The sequence below is a fragment of the Arthrobacter sp. 01L42 genome, assembly GCF_056400005.1.
Window position 1 is genome coordinate 128,658 of the sequence record NZ_JBFTSL010000002.1, and the last position, 20,165, is coordinate 148,822.

Sequence of the window (20,165 nt, forward strand, 5' to 3'; positions counted from 1 at the left end):
GCTCCTCTACGAAAGACGGCGACCCGGCTGGTGGGCGTCTCACCATCGCGGGGCAGCGGTGTCCCGCTAAGGAGCGCATCGCCGACCAAAGCGAAGCGAAGGTCGCCCAGCGACCGCAGCGCAGCGACGGGAGGTGTCTAAGCGACGGCGGGACGCCGCTGCCCGGCGAACCCAACCACGATTACCCGACCACAGCGAAGGGCCGTGGTCCGGCGAACCGGACCACGGCCCCCAACCTCGGGAGGCTAGATCTCCGCCCCCTCCAGCAACTCCGTCACGAGGGCTGCGATCGGCGAGCGCTCCGAGCGGGTGAGGGTGATGTGGCCGAACAGCGGGTGTCCCTTCAGGGTCTCGACGACGGCCGCCACGCCGTCGTGCCGTCCCACCCGCAGGTTGTCCCGCTGGGCGACGTCGTGCGTCAGGACGATCTTGGAGTTCTGGCCGATCCGGCTCATCACTGTCAGCAGCACATTCTTCTCCAGGGACTGCGCCTCGTCGACGATCACGAATGCGTCGTGCAGGGAGCGTCCGCGGATGTGCGTCAGCGGCATGACCTCAAGCATGCCCCGGTCCATCACTTCCTCCACCACTTCCTGGCTGACCAGCGCGCCCAGGGTGTCAAAGACCGCCTGCGCCCACGGGTTCATCTTTTCCGCTTCGGACCCGGGCAGGTAGCCGAGTTCCTGGCCGCCCACCGCGTACAGGGGGCGGAAGACGATCACCTTGCGGTGCTCCCGGCGCTCCAGGACGGCTTCGAGACCGGCGCACAGGGCCAGTGCGGACTTGCCCGTGCCGGCCCGGCCGCCGAGGGACACGATGCCGACCGACGGGTCCATCAGGAGGTCGATCGCCAACCGTTGCTCGGCCGAGCGGCCGTGGAGTCCGAAGACGTCGCGGTCGCCCTTCACGAGCCTGACCTGTTTGTCCGCCCCTACCCGTCCGAGGGCCGAGCCGCGGCTGGACAGCAGGACCAGCCCGGTGTTGGTCGGCATCTCGGCCGCCGCCGGGATGAATACCGGCTCGTGCCCGTACAAGGTGGCAACCTCGTCCTCGCCCGCGTCGAGCTCGGCGACGCCGGTCCAGCCGGAGTCCTTGACGAGTTCATTGCGGTACTCGTCGGCCAGCAGCCCCATGGCCGAGGCCTTGACGCGCATCGGCAGGTCCTTTGACACCACCGTCACGTCGCGGCCCTCGTTGGCCATGTTCTTGGCCACCGCGAGGATGCGGCTGTCGTTGTCCACCCCGCGGAACCCGGCGGGCAGCACCTCGGCGGAGATATGGTTCAGCTCCACCATGAGCGTGCCGCCGTCGGGGCCCAGCGGGATGGGACGGTCCAGGCCGCCGTGCTCGAGCCGCAGGTCATCGAGCAGCCGGAGGGCTTTGCGCGCAAAGTAACCCAGCTCTGGGTCGTGGCGCTTTCCTTCGAGCTCGGTGATGACAACGATCGGCAGGATGACCTCGTGCTCGGCGAAGCGCAGGAGGGCCCGCGGATCGGAGAGCAGGACGGAGGTATCGATCACGAAACTGCGGGCCGTGCCCCGGCTCCCTGTTCCTTCCCCGGAAACAGCAAGACCGGCCGCCGCGGAATCCGCTGCTCCGGTCTTTGAGGTGGCTCGCTTGGCGCGAGAGGTAGCTTTCTGTCCCTGATCGGAAATGACGTCGGGCAGTTGCTCAGAAATAGCCACATCGACTCCAGCCCCGGGGCAATGCCCGGAATTGTTATTGGTGAGGCGGCTCGGCCTGGAGGCCGGACGCGGCCTCCCATACACCCGGTGCGAAAATCCGCTCCATGTACTGGCCTCCCCGATCGGCCGGCGAATTGCCTGCCGATGGGATTAACGTACGTCTCCGGGGGCCGGTTTGTCCGATAATTTTTCGGCGATTCTTGTTGCCGTCTTGTGAACTCCGCGTGAACCGCTCAGGCGCCGAAGCGGCGCTGCCTGCCGGCGTAGTCGCGCAGGGCACGCAGGAAATCCACCTTGCGGAACGCCGGCCACAAGGCCTCGCAGAAGTAGAACTCACTGTACGCGCTCTGCCACATGAGGAATCCGGACAGCCGCTGCTCCCCGGAGGTCCGGATCACCAGGTCCGGATCCGGCTGGCCCCGGGTGTAGAGGAAGCGCGAGATGTCATCCACGGTGAGTTCATCGGCCAATTGTCCAATGTCCGCTCCCCGGGCGACGGCGTCGTGCAGCAGTTCCCGGACGGCGTCGACGATCTCCCGCCGTCCGCCGTAGCCGACGGCGACGTTGACGTGCAGCCTCTCCTGCGCGGGCGTGCGCGCCGTCAGGTTGTTCAGCCGCTCGGCGAGGTAGTCCGGCAGCAGCTCGGGGGCGCCCATGGCGTGAACCGAGATGTTGGCGTCCTCGTCCAGCCGGTCCAGGGTGTTGGCGATGATGCCCATCAGGAGGTCGAGTTCCTCGCCGGAGCGGTTCATGTTGTCCGTGGAGAGCATGTACAAGGTGACCACCTTGATGCCCAGCTCCTGGCACCAGCCGAGGAATTCGTGGATCTTGTCCGCGCCGGCCTGATGGCCCTGGCTCGTGGGGGCGTTGAACTGGCGGGCCCAGCGCCGGTTGCCGTCGACCATGACGCCGACGTGGCGCGGGATCCGTTCAGGATCGAGGGAGCGCTGGAGCTTGCGCTCGTAAAAGCCGTAGAGGAATCCGGGCATTTCCATCCGGAGATTCACCTGGCTTCCTTGAGGTACTTGTTCAGTGCACATCCTAGGCTACCTGCCGGAGGGCCGTGCCGGGTGCAGCTCCGTCACAGGACAGCCCCGGACCGCTTGTTACTCACCGGTAACTTACTAGGGCGTAGGTTACTATTACGGCATGGAAAGCAACAGTCCGGAGCCCCGGCCGGAGCCTCCGGCGAAGCGGGCAACCCCGGTGGACGACGCCGCGGTGCGCCTGGCTGAACTGCTGATGATCAAGCCCAAATGGCGGGGCTGGATCCACACCGTCACCGCCCCGCTGGCACTGGCCGCCGGGCTGGTGCTGGTGATCCTGGCGCCGCCGGACCTGAAGGTGGCCTGCGCCGTCTATGCCGTTACCGGGGTCCTGCTGTTCGGCGTCAGTGCCGTCTATCACCGCGGGAACTGGTCACCGCGTGTGAAGATCGTCCTGAAGCGGCTGGATCACACGAACATCATGCTGGTGATCGCCGGAAGCTACACGCCGCTCGCCTGGGCCCTGCTGGACCGGCAGCAAGCCGAAGTGCTGCTCTGGGTGATCTGGTCCGGGGCCATCCTCGGTGTGCTGTTCCGCCTGCTGTGGACCAATGCTCCGCGGTGGCTCTATGTGCCGATCTATATCGCACTCGGCTGCGGCTCGCTGTTCTATTTGCCGGACTTTTTCGCCGCCAACGCTGCCTCGGCGGTGCTGATCTGCGTCGGCGGGGTCCTGTACATCACGGGAGCCGTGTTCTATGCGCTGAAGAAGCCGAATTTCAGCTATGAACACTTCGGCTTCCATGAACTGTTCCATGCGCTGACGGTCTTTGCCTTCGCCGCGCACTACATCGCCATTGCCATCGCGGTCCTGGGCTGACGCCGGCTGCGCTGATTCTCCCCACCTTTGAGACAGCGACGCCGGGACTCGCCGGCAGTTCGGCCCGACACGCCGGGCGCCAGCTTCAATCGTGGGGAATTCCGGCGTTAGGAGCTCGCCCCCGGCTCAGCCGGGATGCCCTGCCGCAATGAGCTCGGGCAGCAGCCGCATGTCTGAAAAGACGGTGGTTCCGGGACCGGCCAATCGGGAAGCCGGGGTGACACCGCCGGCATACGCGAAGACGTGCATTCCCGCCGCCCGGGCGGCCTGGACGCCGTAGGCGCTGTCCTCGACGACGGCGCACCGCCCGGGAGCGGTGCCCAGGCTCGCCGCGGCGTGGAGGAACAGGTCCGGCGCGGGTTTGCCGTTGGCCACCTCTGTGGCGCTGTAGATGCGGCCCTGGAAGCGGCGCAGCAGCCCGGTCTTGCCCAGGGTCCGGCGCATCTTTTCGTGGCTGCCGCTGGAGGCGACACAGTGCGGCAGGGACAGCCGGTCCAGGGCGTCCTCGATGCCATCAACGGCCTCGAGGTCACGTTCAAACGCCTCCTGGTACCAGCGACCGTAGTCGCGGTCCCAGCCGTCGGCCAGCCGGACCCCGAGCTGCTGTTCCACGGCGGCCACAAAGTGCGCCTCGGACTTTCCGACGAACCGTTCCACGATGTCATCGAGTTCCAGGTCCCAGCCGAGATCGGCCAGCACGCGCTGGTCCACCCGGATGGCGATCACCTCGGAATCCACCAGCACACCGTCGCAATCGAACACCACCAGCTCAAAGCCGTCCTGACCAGTCATGAGGACATCCTAGCCAGCTGCCCGCGCATTTCTTCGACGGAAGTCGAGGGGAGGCCGCAGACCATGCCGCGGCACAGGAACACCTGCGGGGCGCCGTCCGGGCCCGCGCCGCGGCCCTGCAGCAGCGGTATTGGCCGGGCGGCGCCGTCGTCCTGGACCGCGACCACCAGCCCGGGGCTCGCCGAGAGCAGCAGCTCCCGGTGCAGCACGGCCCGTTCCGGGGTGTCCGGTCCGGCGACGGCGGCCTCGATGGGACCGGCGAGGGCGGCCTGGGCGGTCGCGAGCAGCCAGCCGGCGGCGCGGGGCGCCTGGCCCGCAAGCGGAGGAAGCAACAGGGCGAGGATGCTGGCCGCCAGGGTGCGGTGTTCGGACGAGCCGGAGAATGCCGAGTGGGTCAGCAGGGCACCGGCCAGCGCGGCGGCGCCGCTGGGGGTGGCGCCGTCGAACGGTTCCAGGCCGTCACGGCCGCCCTGGGCGGCCGTGACCTGCGCGGACTCCCCCGCAGCGTCCCTCAGGCCGCCGTCGGCCGCGAACCGCCTGCAGGCGGCGTCCAGAATGGCCTCGGCCAGCCCATACCGGCGGGTGTGCCCGGTAACCGCATAGAGCGCGAACAGCCCCTCGGCGCAGAAGGCGTAGTCCTCCAGCAAACCGCCGATTCCGCCCGCCACTCCGTCATGGGAGACGCGCAGAAGCCTGCCGGGGCCATCCGCCGCGGGCCGCCAGTGCACGCGCTCAAGATAGTCCGCGATCCGCTCCGCCGCGGCCACAAGCTCCGGGCGTGCCAGGACGGCGCCGGCGTCGGCGAGGGCGGCGACTGCCAGCCCGTTCCAGCCCGCCACCACCTTGTCATCCCGGCCGGGCTGGGGCCGGTTCCTGCGCGCCTGCGCCAGCAGCGGGCGCACCCGCTGCCACAGCGCGGCGTCCCCGCCGGACATCTCCCGGCCCGGATGCAGCGGCGAACCGTCGGCGGTCACGCTTCCGGGCATTCGGACGTTCATGAGGGCCGCCACGGCGGCGCCGTCGGCCGGGCCCAGGAGCGACTCCAGGCCGCCGGGAGTCCACAGGTAGCTGGCCCCCTCGGCGTGCACGCCGTCGACGACCGTGTCGGCGTCCAGCGACGACGCCAGGGCCACGACCCCGGTGTCCGGTCCCGTCGCAGCGACCGCCGCAGGGGCTGGTGCCGGGCCCGTCGCAGGTGCCAGCCCGAGGCGGGCCAGGAGCCAGTCGGCGGTAAGCCCGGCAATCCCGGCGGCCTCGGCCGCCGGGTACTCCGGCGTGCCGCCCAGCCGGACCCAATGGACATAGACGCGCAGCAACTGGGCGTTGTCGTAGAGCATTTTCTCGAAGTGCGGAACGGACCAGTCTCCCGTCACCGAATAGCGCGCGAAGCCGCCGTCGAGCTGGTCGAACAACGCCGAGCGGGACATTGCTGCCAGGCACCGACCGGCCATGTCCCGGGCCGCCGTCGCGGTCTCCAGGCCCGCGGAGTCCTGGCCAGCGGTGTCCGGAGCGGCTGCCGGCGGCATGCTGTCCGAGGGCACTGCGGCGTGACGGATCAGGAATTCGAGCACGGCCGCGGGCGGGAACTTCGGTGCGCCGCCGAAGCCGCCGTGGGCCCGGTCCTCGGCGCCGGAGAGGGCGGTGACGGCTTCGCCAAGGAGCGCCGCGTCCAGGGGTTCGGGCGGCCCGTCGAGGCGCAGGGCGGCTGCCGGCTGGGAGGCGGCGATGCCGCGCGCCAGGGTGGCCGCGTTGGCCTCGACGGCGCCGCGGCGTTCCGTCCAGGCCTCGCTCACGGCTTCAAGGACCTGCCGGAAGGACGGACGGCCCGGCATGGGCCGGGGTGGGAAATAGGTGCCGGCATGGAAGGCGCGGCCATCGGGCAGGAGGAAGACGGACATCGGCCAGCCGCCCTCGCCGCTGATCGCCTGCGTCGCTGTCATGTAGACGGCATCGACGTCGGGGCGCTCTTCCCGGTCCACCTTGATGGAGACAAAGTGGGCGTTCAGGTAGTCGGCGGTGTCATGGTCCTCAAAGGATTCATGGGCCATGACGTGGCACCAGTGGCAGGCCGCGTAGCCGATTGAGAGGAACACCGGCACGTCCCGGGCGGCAGCGGCGGCGAAGGCCGCGTCACCGAACGGCTGCCAGTGAACGGGGTTGCCGGCGTGCTGGCGCAGGTACGCAGAGGGTTCCGCCGCCAGGGCATTCGAGGCCCCGGACGGCGGGTTGGGGAATCCGCGGTCAGCGGGTTCCGGGTCCCGCATCGCCGTTGACTTCCGGCCGGTTAACCGCGCCGTCGGACCGGGAAACCCCGCCGTCGGCGGGGAAGGCCGTGCCGTCAGCGCGGAAGGCAGCGCCGTCGGCAGGGAATACGCCGCCCGGGGCCCCTGGTTCCTGGGATGCGTCCTCGGCGGCCGCACGCTCTTCCTCCACCTGGGCACGGTAGCGGACCCGGCGGATACGCCGCACCATGTCTACGATCAGCAGCGCGGTCAACACCACGATGAAGGCTGTCAGCAGGAAGCCCAGCAGACCCGGGGTGACCTGGTCCTCGGACAGGCCCGGGCGCAGCGACGGCGTAGGGGTCGGCGCCGGGGTTGTTGCGAGGGCGATGAGCAAGGAATGCACGGTGGGAAACCTTCTGTGGAACTGGGTGTCTTTTCTGCGGTGACTTTTCTACAGTGCTTTGTCTACAACATCTTTTCTACACTGGATAGAAGAGCCATTTCGTCTCTATCTTAGCCCGGCGAAGAGGTCCGTTTCCGGCAGATCTACGGGGATCCGGGATTCGATCAGGGAGTAGTCCTCCCACGGCCAGACCTTGCGCTGCATGGCCGAGGAGACCGCGAAGAAGAATCCTTCCGGGTCCACCTGGGTCCGGTGTGAGCGGAGTGCGTCGTCGCGGGCTTCGAAGAAATCGCCGCACTCGACCTGGGTTGTGGTGGCGTGTGTCGGCGGCGGCGGGGTATGCCCCTCGGCGTCCGCTTCCAGCCACGCAGCGAGCCGCTCGGCATACGGGGACTGCAGGCCGGCCTCCTCCAGCGCGGAGTGGAGGGCACGGAAACGGTCCGGGCTGAAGGCGCGGTCGTAGTAGAGCTTGCTGGGCACCCAGGGTTCCCCGGCGTCCGGATACCGGGCGGGATCGCCGGCCGCCGCGAAGGCCTCGACGGCCACCCGGTGCGCCATGATGTGGTCCGGGTGCGGGTAACCGCCGTTCTCGTCATAGCTGAGGATCACGTGGGGCTTGAAGTCCCGGACCAGCCGGACCAGCGGTGCGGCCGCCCGCTCCAGCGACTGCAGGGCGAAGCACCCGGGCGGCAGGGCCGGCAGGGGGTCGCCCTCGGGCAGCCCGGAATCGACGAAGCCGAGCCAGCGCTGCCGGATGCCGAGGACGTTCGCGGCGGCGTCCATCTCCAGCCGGCGTGCCCCGGCCATGTCGCGTTTGGGGTGCGGTTGCCCCTCCATCGCGGGGTTCTGGATGTCGCCGCGGGAGCCGTCGGTGCACGTGGCCACCAGGACGTCCACGCCGGCGGCAGCATACATCGCCATCGTGGCGGCACCCTTGCTGGATTCGTCGTCGGGATGAGCATGGACCGCCAGCAGACGAAGCGGTGCTGACGGGCTGGGGGATGCTGTCATCGTGGGACGGCTCCTCTTTCTGCTGTGCTGCCCTGTTGGGTGCGTCTGTTGGTGTGCGGCTTGGTCTGTGCGGCCAGCCGGAAATATCCCGGTCCGATCCACACTAAACTGGACTGGTGACTTCCGAGGACCAGCCTGCCGCGCCGGCACCTAACAGCCTATCCAATCGTTACGGCGGCCAAAAGCGCGCGCTGTCCCGCAAGGTCAAACGCAACATCCTGATCGCCGCCCTCGCCGTGGGCATTGCCTTTCTGGCCTGGGTCTCGACGTCGGCGGCCATCGGCGGTGTCAGCTACAAGGATGTCGGCTACAGCACCCCCGACGCCACGGTCACGGAAATCGACTTCCAGGTCACGAAGGACCCGGCAGCGGAGGCGAAATGCGCTGTGAAGGCCATGGACTCGAAGTTCGCGATTGTTGGCTGGAAGGTTGTGGACATCGGGCCGAACGCGGCCGATGCCGGCACGGACGGCGGACGCACCACAGCCCACCGCACCCAGCTGCGCACGGAATCCCAGGCGGTCTCCGCCGTCGTGGACAGCTGCTGGATTCCCGACGCCGGACAATAACGGGACCACAGGCCGCGGCAAGTGCCGGGCCGCGCACGCAGTGATGCCGTCCGAGGCTGCTTGGGACACCGTGTGATCCACGCCGCAGTCCTCTTTGGTTTATCCACAGGATTGACTACAATGGATCAATACCTTTCCCCCGCTGAGCTGGTTACTGCGTCATAAAAGTGGCCACCGTGGCGGGGTCTTTGCTTGTATGACCACCCAAAGGAGAAGTCCGTGTCTACCACCAACAGCGCAACTGCGGCTTGGCTTACCCAGGAAGCTTTTGACCGCCTGAAGGCAGAGCTGGACAACCTTTCCGGCCCCGGCCGGGCAGAAATCGTCCAGAAGATCGAAGCGGCGCGCCAGGAGGGCGACCTCAAGGAGAACGGTGGCTACCACGCTGCCAAGGAGGAGCAGGGCAAGATCGAGGCCCGCATCCGCCAGCTCACGGCCCTCCTCCGGGACGCCCACGTCGGGGAGGCCCCGGCCGACGACGGCATCGTGGAGCCCGGCATGATCGTCGTGGCCAGGATTGCCGGCGACGAGGAGAGCTTCCTGCTCGGCTCCCGTGAAATTGCCGGCGACTCGGACCTGGATGTCTTCAGCGAGAAGTCCCCCCTCGGCGCGGCCATCGTCGGCCACAAGGAGGGCGACAAGCTCAGCTACACCGCCCCGAACGGCAAGGACATCACGGTGGAGATCATCTCCGCCAAGCCGTACGCCGGCTGACACCAGCGACAGAACAGCGACGCCGGTCTCCCCTCGCGGGGAGGCCGGCGTCGTTTTTTTCCGCCCGTTGGCGGGGGCCGTTGGCGCCGGCCGGTTTGGCCGGAGTCCTGGGGAGGTGTCCTCTTTCCGGGTACTCAGCGTCCCGCTGGCAGCGCACCGGGGCGCCTGGTGCTCAGCAGCAGCGCGGCTGTGATACCGCCAATAGCCCCGCCCAGATGGGCCTGCCACGAGACGAAACTGGCCACGGTGGGCAGGATTCCGAACAGGATGCCGCCGTAGGCCATGAACAACACCACGGACAGGGCGATCTGCCACCAGTTCCGGTTGATGAAGCCGCGGACCAGGAGGAACGCGAAGAGCCCGAACACCAGCCCGGAGGCGCCCACAGTGACGCTGGCGCCGCCGATGAGCCACACCACGAGCCCGGATGCCAGCCAGCTGGCGGCCAGTGCGGTGATGAACACTCGGCGCCCGGAGAGGAACACGAGGAAGCCGAAGATGATCAACGGGAGCGTGTTGGACATCAGGTGGGCCAGGCTGGAGTGCAGCAGCGGAAAGGTCAGGATGTCCAGGATCCCGTCCAGGCTGCGCGGCCGCAGCCCGAAAGTGCGGTTCAGGGAGTGGAACAGTGCGGTGTTGAGGATCTCGATCAGGTAAAGCAGCACCACGAAGGAGCCGACCACCAGCAGTCCCCGGCGGGCCCGCACCGCGGTGCTCTCCCCTTCCCGCGGCTCCCCGCCCCCAAACGCGTCCGTCACCATGGCCCCTAGTGCACCACGATCGGCTGGAAACCCTCGGCGCGCAGCGCCGCCAGGACCTGGCTGCAGTGCTCGTGGCCCTTGGTTTCCAGGTTGACGGTGATGGAGACGTCGCCCATGCTGATGGAGCCGCCCACCCGGGTGTGGTCCAGGCCCGTGACGTTGGCGTCGTTCTCGGCGATGATGCGGGCAATCGTGGCCAGCGAGCCCGGACGGTCGTCCAGCATCATCCGCACGGTCATGTACCGGCCGGCGGCGGAGAGGCCGCGCTGGATGACCTTGAGCATCAGCATGGGGTCGATGTTGCCGCCCGAGAGGACCACCGCAACGGTTCCGGGGTTTTCGATCTTGCCTTCCATGAGCGCCGCGACACCGACGGCCCCGGCAGGTTCCACCACCATCTTGGCGCGCTCCAGCAGGAAGATCAGCGCCCGGGCCAGGGCGTCTTCGCTGACGGTGACGACGTCGTCGACGAGCTCGCGGATGATGCTGAACGGCAGCTGGCCCGGCCGGCCCACGGCGATGCCGTCGGCCATGGTGGAGACCTTCTTGAGCGGGACGAGGGCGTCGGCGGCGAGCGAGGGTGGATAGGCGGCGGCGTTTTCAGCCTGGACGCCGATAATGCGGATATCGCGGCCGAGTTCTTTGGCGCGCGCCTTCACCGCAACGGCAACGCCCGCGAGGAGTCCGCCGCCGCCGACACCCATCAGGATGGTGTCGACGTCGGGGACCTGTTCGAGGATCTCCAGCCCGACCGTCCCCTGGCCGGCGACGACGTCGACGTCATCGAAGGGGTGGACAAAGACGGCACCGCTTTCATCGGCGTAGCGCTTGGCTTCCGCCAGCGCCTCGTCCACGTTGTGGCCATGCAGCACCACCTCGGCGCCGTGGCTGCGGGTGGCGGCGAGCTTGGGCAATGCGACGCCGAGCGGCATGTAGATCCGGGCCTTGATGCCCAGGCTCTTGGCTGCGACAGCCACGCCCTGGGCGTGGTTTCCGGCAGAGGCCGCCACGACGCCGCGCTTCTTTTCGGCGTCGGAGAGCTTGGCCATCCGCACGTAGGCGCCGCGGACCTTGAAGGAGCCGGCGCGCTGCAGGTTTTCGCACTTGAGGAAGACCTCGCCGCCGACCGTGCTGCCGAGGGCCCGCGATGATTCCACGGGCGTCCGCGTAATAATCCCGTCGAGCAGCTTCTGCGCCTCCAGGACATCGTCCAGCGTGACGGGCAGGCTCTCAAGGGTATTCACGAACTGTTCTCCTTCTTTGGATCAGGCGTCGGTGCCCCGTCCGGCATCACTGCCCGGAGCACCGCTGTTGGGTGCGGCGCCCTCGCCGCCGGGGTTTGCGCCCGGCAGGTGGACGTCTGTGAAGGTGGTGTCTGCGCCGGGTTCGGGGGCATGACCGCCCCCGGCTCCCGCGGTTGCCAACACTTCATCATGTTCCCACGTTCTGCCCGCAATGTAGCGAATCGACGAGTTTGCTACGGCAAGGATCGGAACGGAGAACAATGCGCCGGGGATCCCGGCGAGGTAGGAGCCGGCCGCGACGGACAGGATCACGGCGACGGGGTGGAGGGAGACGGCCTTGCCCATGACGAGGGGCTGCAGGATGTGGCTTTCGAGCTGCTGGACGCCGAGCACGATCGCCAGCATGATGAGGGCGTTGACGGGCCCGTTGGCGACCAGCGCCAGCAGCACGGCGATCGCGCCGGTGAACAGCGCGCCGACCACCGGGATGAACGAACCGAGGAAGACCAGCACGCCCAGCGGCAGCGCGAGCGGCACGCCGATGATGGCGGCGCCGACGCCGATTCCCACGGCGTCCACGAAGGCGACGAACATTTGGATGCGTGCGTAGCTGACCATGGATGTCCAGCCGCGGCGGCCCGCGCCGTCCGTGGCCCGGCGCGCCTTCCGGGGCATGAGCCTGACCAGGAAGGCCCAGATTCTGTCGCCTTCGAGCAGGAAGAAGATCAGGATGAACAGCGCCAGGACAAGGCCGGCGGCGAAGTGCCCGGCGGTGCTCCCGAACGTCAGAGCCCCGCTGAGAATGCTGCTGCTGTTGTTCTGCAGGGCAGCGGTGGCGTCCTCGATGTACTTGTCGATCTGGGCGGCCGTCAGGTGCAGCGGGCCTTCCGACAGCCAGGTCTGTACCTGCTGCACGCCCGTGAGCGCCTGGGACCACAGCTCGCCGAAGCCCTGCATGAGCTGGCGCCCGACCAGGGTCAGCGCACCGACGATGAGGCCGATGAAGCCGAGCACAGTGATGGCGACGGCGAGCCCCTTGGGCACACGCCGGTTGGCCATCCAGCGCACTGCGGGGCTGAGAAGCCCCGAGAGGAGGGCAGCCACCATGACGGGGATGATGAGGAAGCTGACGTGGCTGAGCAGCCAGACCAGCAACCCGATCACGAGCAGGATCAGCCCGCCGCGCCACGCCCAGGCGGCGGCGATCCGCACGCCGTAGGGAATGTCCTGGTCGATCTCCCGGTCGGTCCATACCCGGGCCCCGGCACGTGCGCCGGTCCCGGCCGCGGAATAGGAGGGGCTTGTGGCAGGTGCGGCGTCCTCAGCTGGCGTCATAGCCCCATGATTCCGTAGGCGACGTTCAATAGGAAACCAGCAACCAACAACCGGCCCGGGGGCCGTTCCTGGGGTCAGGCCGCCGGTCAGCCACAGCGTCAGCCCCCAGCGTCAGCCTGCAGCGGCCGTCAGCGAGGCGGAGATGCCCCAGGTCATGGAGAACTGCTCCCCCGGCGCAAGCCAGCGCAGTCCCTCGCCGCTGTTGAACGCGTTGGCGGGACCCGTCATCGGCTCGATCGCGACCGCCTTCGACCGGCCCGGAAATTCCGTCGTCACGAAGACATGGACGTACCCGCAGCTCGCGTCCTGCCACAGGCTCACCGTCCGCCCGTCGGGTGAGCGCAGCGTGTGCCGGGCGACGCCGCCGTCGAACTCCAGGTCCGTGTAGGCCGAATCGAGGTCAAGTGTCCCTACCGGCCGCCCGCCGCGCAGATCGAAGTCGCCGCCGACCGGTTCACTGCTGCGCGGGATGAGGCGGTCGTCGGCGACCAGCCTGGTCCGGGCGTCCACGCTCACGGTGAGGTCCTCGCTGGGCACGTCGCCCAGGCGCAGGTACGGGTGCGCGCCAAGCACGAACGGCGCGCGGTCCTGGGAGTCGTTGATCAGGGTTTGGCGCACCACCAGGCCCAGGTCCTCGGCCAGTTCATAGCGGACCCGGTGCCGCAGAAGAAACGGGTAGCCGTGCTGCGGAAAGACTGCCGCCTCCAGGGTTACGGAGAACTCGTCCTCGTCCACGAGATCGTAGGAGGAGTTCCGCAGCAGACCGTGGCTGGCGTTATTGCGGGAGACCTCGGTGATGTCCAGCTGCAGCTTCTTGCCGTTGAGGTGCCAGACCCCGTCCTCCACCCGGTTGGCCCACGGTGCCAGCGTGATTCCGGTGGCGCCGGGCGCAATGTCGGCATCCCCGTAGGTTTCCGTCAGGGCGGTGTCTCCGCGGCTGTAGAGCCGCAGGCCGGCGGCGAGTTCGGTGACGACTGCCAGGGCGTCGCCGCGCCGGAGCTCGTACTGCCGGCCGGACGCGTACCTGCGCATCGTGTCATTGGCGGCGGATACTGTGCCGGATGCCGGGGGTGTCGCTGAGAGATCCATGGTGACCACCGTACAGCCCGCACCACACAAACAACCCGGCAACCCGTATACCTTGGACCCATGACTTCCAGCAGCGCAGGAGCCAGGCCATGAATCCACCCCTGGACAGCCGCGGGCTCGCCGCCCGGTTTGAGACGGTCTTCGGCGCCCGGCCCGACGGCGTGTGGCAGGCCCCGGGACGGGTCAACCTCATCGGCGAGCACACCGATTACAACGAGGGCTTCGTCCTGCCGTTCGCCATCGACCGGGCGGCCCGGGTTGCCGTCCGGGTCCGGCCGGATTCCACCGTGCGGATGCTCTCCACGTTCGGCAACCAGGGGCTGACCACCGCGGAGACCGGCTCGCTGGACCGCGCCAGCGCCAGGGGCTGGACAAAATACCCGCTCGGGGTCATCTGGGCCCTGCAGCAGCGGGGCCTCCAGGTTCCCGGCGTGGACCTGCTCCTGGATTCCGAGGTTCCGCGCGGGGCGGGCCTGTCGTCCTCCCATGCCATCGAATGCGCCGTGATTTCGGCGCTGAACGGGCTCATGGACGCCGGCCTCTCCGTGCAGGACATGGTCCTGGCCACCCAGCGGGCGGAGAACGACTTCGTCGGCGCGCCCACCGGCATCATGGACCAGTCCGCCTCGCTCCGGGCCACGGCCGGCCACGCCGTCTTCCTCGACTGCCGGGACCAGAGTGTCCGGCTGGTGCCGTTCGACGCCGACGCCGCGGGACTGGTGCTGCTGGTTATCGACACCCGGGTTTCCCATTCCCACGCCGACGGCGGGTATGCGGCCCGGCGGGAATCGTGCGAACTCGCCGCCGAGGTCCTTGGCGTGCGGGCGCTGCGCGACGTCGGGTTCGAGGATCTCGGGGAGGCCAGCGGGCTTCTGGACCAGGAGACCTTCCGCCGGCTACGGCATGTGGTCACCGAGAACCAGCGCGTGCTGCAGACGGTGGAGCTGCTGGACACCCGGGGCCCGGCCGCCATCGGCCCCCTGCTCGACGCGTCCCATGCCTCGATGCGCGATGACTTCGAGATCTCCTGCGCGGAGCTGGACCTTGCCGTGGACACGGCGAGGTCGGCCGGCGCGGTCGGCGCCCGCATGACTGGCGGCGGCTTCGGCGGCTCCGCGATCGTCCTGACCCCGGCGGGATCGGCGCAGCAGGTTCGCTCCGCCGTCGAACGTGCCTTCGCCCGGGCCAGGTATGCCGCGCCGGAGATCTTCAGCGTCAGCCCCGCGGCCGGAGCCATGCGCCTGGCCTAGGCGGGGCGTAGTCTGGGCGCATGCCAGAAGCTGTCATCGTTTCTACCGCCCGGAGCCCGATCGGCCGCGCCTTCAAAGGATCCCTGAAAGACGAACGTCCCGACGATCTCGCCGCGGCCATGATCACAGCGGCCCTCGCCGGGATTCCTGCGTTCGACGCCGCCGCCGGGCCAGGCCGCGGCCTGGACGACATCTATCTGGGGTGCGCCGAGCCAAGCGGTGAGGCCGGCTCCAACATGGCCCGGGTGGTCAGCATCCTGGCCGGGCTGGACAACGTTCCGGCCGCCACCATCAACCGTTTTTGTGCCTCCAGCCTGCAGACGCTCCGGATGGCCTTCCACGCCATCAAGGCCGGCGAAGGCCAGGCGTTCGTGGCCGCCGGGGTGGAGGCGGTGTCGCGCTACCGGGAGTGGTCCGGTGCCGGTGAGACCGACGCCAGCACGCACAATCCGCGCTTCGAGGCGGCCCGGAAACGCACCGAGGCCCGTGCGGCCGCCAACACGCCGTGGACCGACCCGCGGCTGGGTGGCCGGATGCCGGACGTGTATATCGCCATGGGCCAGACGGCGGAGAACGTCGCCACAAGCTACGGCATCACCCGCGCGGAGCAGGACGCCTGGGCGGTGCTCAGCCAGAACCGGGCCGAGGCGGCCATCGCCTCCGGGTTCTACGCCCGCGAAATCACGCCGTATACCCGCACCGACGGCTCGGTGGTGGACCGCGACGATTCGCCGCGTCCCGGTGTGAGCGCGGAGGCCGTCGGCGCCCTGCAGCCCGTCTTCCGCAGTAGCGGCACTGTGACGGCCGGGAACGCGTGCCCGCTCAATGACGGGGCCGCCGCCGTCGTGGTCATGAGTGACTCGCGCGCCCGCGAACTGGGTCTCGAACCGCTAGCCCGGATCGTCTCCACCGGTGTCAGCGCCCTGTCCCCGGAGTTGATGGGCATGGGGCCGGTGGAGGCGACCCGCCGGGCACTCGCGATCGCCGGGCTGGGCATCGGGGACATCGACCTGGTGGAGCTCAACGAGGCCTTCGCGGTCCAGGTGGTGGCCAGCGCCCGGGAGCTCGGCATCGTTCCGGAGAAGCTCAATGTCCACGGCGGCGCCATCGCGCTCGGCCACCCCTTCGGGATGACCGGCGCACGGATGACCACCACGCTGCTCAACGGGCTCCGCGCCCGCGACGCCTCCCTCGGCCTGGCCACGCTGTGCGTCGGCGGCGGCCAGGGCATGGCGGTTGTGTTCGAGCGGCTCAGCTGAGGCGTTGCAGCTGAGCCGCACCAGCAGCCACCAGCTGCCGCATACGCGAGAGGAGCCCCGCCGTTGGGCGGGGCTCCTCTCGGGAAATCAGGGGTATTTCAGGAACGACGCCGGTCAGTCGTCGCCGCGGAGGATGGCCAGGAGTCGGATGATCTCGACGTAGAGCCAGACCAGCGTGACCGTGAGGCCGAAGGCAGCGGTCCAGGAGAAGCGCTGCGGGGCGCCGGCGTTGATGGCCGCCTCGATGGACGTGAAGTCCATGATCAGGGAGAAGGCGGCCAGGCCGATCGCCAGAAAGCCGATGAAGACGCCGAGCGGGATGCCCATGATCTCCACGCTGGTGCTCAGTCCGAACGGCGTGGTCACGGCCCCGGTCATCATCATGACGACGTTGACGAGCGCGAACACCGCATAGCCGATCAGGGCGATCATGAAGAACCGCATGAGCTTGGGCGTCGCCCGGACCTTGCCGCTCTTGAATAGCACCAGCGTTACGGCGAAGACGGACAGCGTCCCGACGACGGCCTGGATGCCGACTCCCGGGAACAGGTTGTCGAGGATGCGGGTCAGGCCGCCGAGGAAGAATCCTTCGAGCAGGGCGTAGGCCAGGATCAGTCCGGGCGACGGCTGCTTCTTGAAGGTGTTGACCATTGCGAGGGCGAAGCCGCCGAGGGCTCCGAGGATCATCAGCATGGATCCAGTGCCCTGCGGGACGGCGAGCGCCACTGCGGCGCCGACTACCAGGATGCCGAGGCACCCGGCGGTCTTGACGATGACGTCGTCGTACGTCATCCGTCCAATGTCAGCCGGCCCGGCCGCCGGGCGGTTGTACAGGTCCTGGAGCTGTTCCTGGGTCATGCCCTGCTGGGCCGAATTCCACCCGCCCTGGCCCGGGGCCTGGCCGTAAGCGGTCTGGCCATACGGGTTCTGACCGTACGGGTTCTGACCGTATGGGGCCTGCGGGGCAGGCGGTGCCTGGGTGGCTTCGCGGAAATTCTTTCCGCTGAAGATCGGGTTTCCGCCATGTGCCATTGCGGGTGTCCTCCAAAATAAGGGGGTGGGTGATGTTCCGGTGCGATGCGGACTAGTGCGTTGCGGACTAGACGAAACAGGGTTTTATATAGTCACGCTACCAATTCCCACGGCTGACAGGGAGGGATAGTTCCCCACGGGGACCGCCGCAACCGAACCGTGATCTAGGTCAGCGGGTTTTTCAGGCTGAGCATGCCCGCGGACGCCGGCCTCCCGGCGCGGCTCGCGAGAGTGCGGCTCGCGACAGTGCGGCTCGTGACAGTGCGGCTCGTGACGGTGCCGGCCGCCAGCAGGCCGGACTGTCCGTCACCGTGGAAATCGTCGAACCGCTGCGACGGGTCCCCCTTCGGCTCCGGGAGCGGGCCGGGAACCGGCGCCGGCGTTCCCGTACCGCTGTTGACAATGACGTCGTCGATATAGATGTCGGCCATTTGCTGATCGTGTTCGGAGCCAAGCTGGAGCGTGTCGAGCGTCGTGGCGGAAATACTGACAGTGCCGGCGTAGACCGAACGCCCGTCCCACCAGATTTGGACGTTGGTCCCGGGGCCGTTGGGGACCACGTGCATGATGAGCCGGTGCCAGGAGTCAGTCGGGACGTCCCGCCGCAAGGTGGTGTAGGCGAACCCTGCAGGTGACGAGGTACGGAGCACGAGCTCATGGGAGATGTTCTGCCGGAAAACATCCAGGACGCGGACTCCGCCGGCAAAGAACCGGAAGTAGGGAACATTGTTTCCCGCCATTCCTTCGGCGGCGATGTTGAACCAGCCGTCCGCATATGCCTCCGTGGTCCCGGGGGTCAGGCCCACCGTCAGCCTGGCGATGGAGCCCGGCGCCGCCGTGGTGTGCAGGAGGGCGGCACAGTTCCCGGAGCGCGAGAGCCCGGTGGACACCGAGGCGTTCCCCGTCCCGGCCACGGAAATGCCGAACCCGTCCAGGGTGCCTGCCTCGAAGCTGGACGCCGCCGCCTGGATCCCCGGATAGGGGTCCCTGAGTGCCTCCGTGGAGGGAACGCAGGCCTGCGCCCCAGCGGTTTCGGGGCCCAGGCTGAGCGCCGGGAGGCCCAGGATCGCCAGTACAAGCGAACCCGCGAGGCACAGCTTGACCACCCGGTTCATCAGTCGGCCCTCCACGATCGGCCCCTGCCTTCGGCGCCGGCCGGATTCCGGAACGAACGGACTCGGGTTCTGGCGCTCTTCGCACCATAACGCCGGCGGGCTTGGAAAAAGCTTGGGGGTGGCGGTGACGCGGGCCGGAGCGGACGTGCCCGGCCGCCCGCGCCAGCCCCGGGCGGCCCGGCGAATTGGGGACCGGGCAGGCCACTGTTTAGGCATACTCGGAATCAACAAAAGTTTTCTTTAGCTGGGCTACAGCAAGGTGTCGGCGGCGCTACACGGTTGTTACCCGATCGCGACGTTCTCCCTGCTCGCAGCGGCATTCTTTGGCCCCCCCGGGCTGTAGCATAGGCCACACAGGGTGACGGACATCACAACACATGATCGTAATGCCAGACGCTCGTCCCCTGACCGTTCGCAAGGGTTGCAAAGGCGCAACCCACAGCACCCCCATGTGGAGGTTTTCAATTTGAGAAGCACAACGAGCGGCCTGTCGCAGAGACGGCGCGGCAGACTATTGAGGGCTGTGGGGTCAGTATTTGCAGCCACGGCTGCGCTACTGCTCATCGTGGCCCCGGCGTCCAGCGCCACGACCCCCTCGCCGACACCATCCCCGTCGGCCACCCAGTTCACGAACAGCATCAGCGGCTTCCTGCGCGGCGACGACCGCGCACCGATCCCCGGGGTGACCATCACCGCCACGAGCGGCGATTTCACGGGAACCACGAAATCGGGAGCCAACGGCGCCTGGACCATCGGCGTCCCCACCCAGGGAACCTACGAGGTCAAACTCGATGAGTCCACGCTTCCGCAGGGCATCAAACTGGCCGAGGGCCAGGAGAACCCCCGCAACGTCACCTTCAGCCAGACCTCAAACCTCTCGGTGATCTTCACGTTTGGCAAGGGCATTGTCGTGGAGCAGCAGAACTTCATGCAAAACCTGCTCAACCGGCTGGTGGCAGGCCTGAGCTTCGGCCTGTTGCTCGCCCTCGCGTCCGTGGGCCTGTCCCTGATCTTCGGCACCACCGGCCTTACCAACTTCGCCCACGGTGAAATGGTCACCCTCGGCGCGGTGCTGGTGTTCGCCTTCAACCAGATGCACCTGCCGTTCTGGCTGGCCGTCATCCTGGCCGTCATCGGCGGCGGATTGTTCGGCTACGTCCAGGACGCGGGCCTGTGGAAACCCCTGCGGCGCCGCGGAACCGGACTTGTTCCGATGATGATCGTCAGCATCGGCCTCGCCCTGTCCGTGCGCTACATCATCCAGTTCTACTTCGGCGGCGCCACCCAGCAACTGCCGTTCGCCCAGAGCGTGGAAATCCTGATCGGCCCGATCTCCATCTCCCCCAACAACCTCTTGTCCCTCCTCGTCAGCGCCGTCGTGATCGCAGCCCTCGGCGTCGTCCTGCTCAAGACCCGTCTCGGCAAGGCCACCCGTGCTGTGGCCGACAACCCGGCGCTGGCCGCGGCCTCCGGCATCGACGTCGACTCCGTCATCCGGATCGTCTGGGTGGTCGGCGGCATGCTCGCCGCCCTCGGCGGCATCCTCTGGGCCTACTACCGTCCCGGCGTCACCTTCGACATGGGCTCGCAGATCCTGCTGCTCATCTTCGCCAGCGTCACCCTCGGCGGCCTCGGCACAGTCTGGGGCGCCCTGGTCGGTTCCATCATCGTCGGCATCTTCGTTGAGCTGACCACCGTGTTCGGCCTCGCAGCCGACCTCAAATACGTGGGAGCGTTGTTCATCATGATTGTTGTCCTCTTGTTCCGCCCTCAGGGCATTCTGGGCCGCAAAGAGCGCGTGGGTTAGGAGACAGC

At 68.1% G+C, this 20,165-nt stretch carries 18 protein-coding genes; 6 read left to right on the forward strand and 12 right to left on the reverse strand.

The features are described from left to right. Positions 1-245 precede the first annotated feature (245 nt). Positions 246-1,685 (reverse strand): PhoH family protein, encoded by a 1,440-nt coding sequence (locus AC1DN2_RS02535; protein ID WP_028277376.1) that lies wholly within the window; start codon positions 1,683-1,685, stop codon positions 246-248. Between the two features lie 233 nt (positions 1,686-1,918). Continuing rightward, the gene (locus AC1DN2_RS02540) at positions 1,919-2,680 is read right to left on the reverse strand and encodes an isoprenyl transferase (RefSeq protein WP_043436292.1); all 762 of its coding nucleotides are present in this window, start codon (positions 2,678-2,680) and stop codon (positions 1,919-1,921) included. Between the two features lie 154 nt (positions 2,681-2,834). Here AC1DN2_RS02540 and trhA point away from each other — a divergent pair, with 154 nt between their 5' ends. Then, a complete protein-coding gene (trhA, locus tag AC1DN2_RS02545; protein WP_230009209.1) occupies positions 2,835-3,551 on the forward strand; it encodes a PAQR family membrane homeostasis protein TrhA in 717 nt (238 codons plus the stop codon). 126 nt (positions 3,552-3,677) lie between these two features. Here trhA and AC1DN2_RS02550 read toward each other — a convergent pair whose 3' ends face one another. The 4 genes from AC1DN2_RS02550 to mca form a co-directional block, all read right to left on the reverse strand. After that, a complete protein-coding gene (locus tag AC1DN2_RS02550) occupies positions 3,678-4,343 on the reverse strand; it encodes an HAD family hydrolase (protein ID WP_230012707.1) in 666 nt (221 codons plus the stop codon). Continuing rightward, positions 4,340-6,607, reverse strand: a complete 2,268-nt coding sequence (locus AC1DN2_RS02555; RefSeq protein ID WP_476849091.1) for a thioredoxin domain-containing protein — start codon at positions 6,605-6,607, stop codon at positions 4,340-4,342. Before AC1DN2_RS02555 ends, AC1DN2_RS02550 begins: the two co-directional genes overlap by 4 nt. Then, entirely contained in the window at positions 6,585-6,971 is a 387-nt protein-coding gene (locus AC1DN2_RS02560) for a hypothetical protein (protein WP_223914167.1), read from the reverse strand. Before AC1DN2_RS02560 ends, AC1DN2_RS02555 begins: the two co-directional genes overlap by 23 nt. Positions 6,972-7,076: 105 nt before the next feature. Then, on the reverse strand, positions 7,077-7,982 hold the full coding sequence (mca, locus tag AC1DN2_RS02565; protein WP_476849092.1) for a mycothiol conjugate amidase Mca: 906 nt from the start codon (positions 7,980-7,982) through the stop codon (positions 7,077-7,079). A gap of 116 nt (positions 7,983-8,098) precedes the next feature. Here mca and AC1DN2_RS02570 point away from each other — a divergent pair, with 116 nt between their 5' ends. Together AC1DN2_RS02570 and greA are read left to right on the forward strand one after the other, a co-directional pair. After that, positions 8,099-8,551, forward strand: coding sequence for a DUF4307 domain-containing protein (locus AC1DN2_RS02570; RefSeq protein WP_476849093.1), 453 nt, complete (start codon positions 8,099-8,101; stop codon positions 8,549-8,551). 219 nt (positions 8,552-8,770) lie between these two features. Continuing rightward, entirely contained in the window at positions 8,771-9,265 is a 495-nt protein-coding gene (greA, locus tag AC1DN2_RS02575) for a transcription elongation factor GreA (RefSeq protein WP_028277369.1), read from the forward strand. 134 nt (positions 9,266-9,399) lie between these two features. Here greA and AC1DN2_RS02580 read toward each other — a convergent pair whose 3' ends face one another. The 4 genes from AC1DN2_RS02580 to AC1DN2_RS02595 all read right to left on the reverse strand — a co-directional run bounded on the left by AC1DN2_RS02580 (position 9,400) and on the right by AC1DN2_RS02595 (position 13,694). After that, positions 9,400-10,026, reverse strand: coding sequence for a rhomboid family intramembrane serine protease (locus AC1DN2_RS02580; protein ID WP_476849094.1), 627 nt, complete (start codon positions 10,024-10,026; stop codon positions 9,400-9,402). Positions 10,027-10,031: 5 nt separating this feature from the next. After that, on the reverse strand, positions 10,032-11,270 hold the full coding sequence (ilvA, locus tag AC1DN2_RS02585) for a threonine ammonia-lyase (protein WP_026537791.1): 1,239 nt from the start codon (positions 11,268-11,270) through the stop codon (positions 10,032-10,034). Between the two features lie 21 nt (positions 11,271-11,291). Next, positions 11,292-12,605, reverse strand: coding sequence for an AI-2E family transporter (locus AC1DN2_RS02590; RefSeq protein ID WP_476849095.1), 1,314 nt, complete (start codon positions 12,603-12,605; stop codon positions 11,292-11,294). A gap of 111 nt (positions 12,606-12,716) precedes the next feature. Next, positions 12,717-13,694 carry an aldose 1-epimerase family protein gene (locus AC1DN2_RS02595; RefSeq protein ID WP_476849096.1) on the reverse strand — a complete coding sequence of 326 codons (978 nt, stop codon included), beginning with the start codon at positions 13,692-13,694 and terminating at the stop codon, positions 12,717-12,719. Positions 13,695-13,783: 89 nt separating this feature from the next. Here AC1DN2_RS02595 and galK point away from each other — a divergent pair, with 89 nt between their 5' ends. Then, positions 13,784-14,944: a galactokinase gene (gene galK / locus AC1DN2_RS02600; protein WP_476849097.1), complete on the forward strand. Its 1,161-nt coding sequence runs from the start codon at positions 13,784-13,786 to the stop codon at positions 14,942-14,944. Between the two features lie 20 nt (positions 14,945-14,964). Then, positions 14,965-16,203: an acetyl-CoA C-acetyltransferase gene (locus tag AC1DN2_RS02605; protein WP_476849098.1), complete on the forward strand. Its 1,239-nt coding sequence runs from the start codon at positions 14,965-14,967 to the stop codon at positions 16,201-16,203. Between the two features lie 114 nt (positions 16,204-16,317). On the opposite strand, the gene AC1DN2_RS02610 is transcribed toward AC1DN2_RS02605, so the two are convergent. Together AC1DN2_RS02610 and AC1DN2_RS02615 are read right to left on the reverse strand one after the other, a co-directional pair. After that, the gene (locus AC1DN2_RS02610) at positions 16,318-17,235 is read right to left on the reverse strand and encodes a Bax inhibitor-1/YccA family protein (protein ID WP_476849099.1); all 918 of its coding nucleotides are present in this window, start codon (positions 17,233-17,235) and stop codon (positions 16,318-16,320) included. A gap of 164 nt (positions 17,236-17,399) precedes the next feature. Further along, positions 17,400-18,365, reverse strand: coding sequence for a hypothetical protein (locus tag AC1DN2_RS02615; RefSeq protein WP_476849100.1), 966 nt, complete (start codon positions 18,363-18,365; stop codon positions 17,400-17,402). Positions 18,366-18,873: 508 nt separating this feature from the next. Here AC1DN2_RS02615 and AC1DN2_RS02620 point away from each other — a divergent pair. Further along, positions 18,874-20,157, forward strand: a complete 1,284-nt coding sequence (locus AC1DN2_RS02620) for a branched-chain amino acid ABC transporter permease (protein WP_028277361.1) — start codon at positions 18,874-18,876, stop codon at positions 20,155-20,157. Positions 20,158-20,165 lie beyond the last annotated feature (8 nt).

What these genes read in the sequence shown, in the direction of transcription:
- AC1DN2_RS02540 (WP_043436292.1), bottom strand. Translation starts at nt 2,680, where the DNA reads ATGGAAATGCCCGGATTCCTCTACGGCTTTTACGAGCGCAAGCTCCAG.
- trhA (WP_230009209.1), top strand. Translation starts at nt 2,835, where the DNA reads ATGGAAAGCAACAGTCCGGAGCCCCGGCCGGAGCCTCCGGCGAAGCGG.
- AC1DN2_RS02550 (WP_230012707.1), bottom strand. Translation starts at nt 4,343, where the DNA reads ATGACTGGTCAGGACGGCTTTGAGCTGGTGGTGTTCGATTGCGACGGT.
- AC1DN2_RS02555 (WP_476849091.1), bottom strand. Translation starts at nt 6,607, where the DNA reads ATGCGGGACCCGGAACCCGCTGACCGCGGATTCCCCAACCCGCCGTCC.
- mca (WP_476849092.1), bottom strand. Translation starts at nt 7,982, where the DNA reads ATGACAGCATCCCCCAGCCCGTCAGCACCGCTTCGTCTGCTGGCGGTC.
- AC1DN2_RS02580 (WP_476849094.1), bottom strand. Translation starts at nt 10,026, where the DNA reads ATGGTGACGGACGCGTTTGGGGGCGGGGAGCCGCGGGAAGGGGAGAGC.
- AC1DN2_RS02590 (WP_476849095.1), bottom strand. Translation starts at nt 12,605, where the DNA reads ATGACGCCAGCTGAGGACGCCGCACCTGCCACAAGCCCCTCCTATTCC.
- AC1DN2_RS02595 (WP_476849096.1), bottom strand. Translation starts at nt 13,694, where the DNA reads ATGGATCTCTCAGCGACACCCCCGGCATCCGGCACAGTATCCGCCGCC.
- galK (WP_476849097.1), top strand. Translation starts at nt 13,784, where the DNA reads ATGAATCCACCCCTGGACAGCCGCGGGCTCGCCGCCCGGTTTGAGACG.
- AC1DN2_RS02605 (WP_476849098.1), top strand. Translation starts at nt 14,965, where the DNA reads ATGCCAGAAGCTGTCATCGTTTCTACCGCCCGGAGCCCGATCGGCCGC.
- AC1DN2_RS02610 (WP_476849099.1), bottom strand. Translation starts at nt 17,235, where the DNA reads ATGGCACATGGCGGAAACCCGATCTTCAGCGGAAAGAATTTCCGCGAA.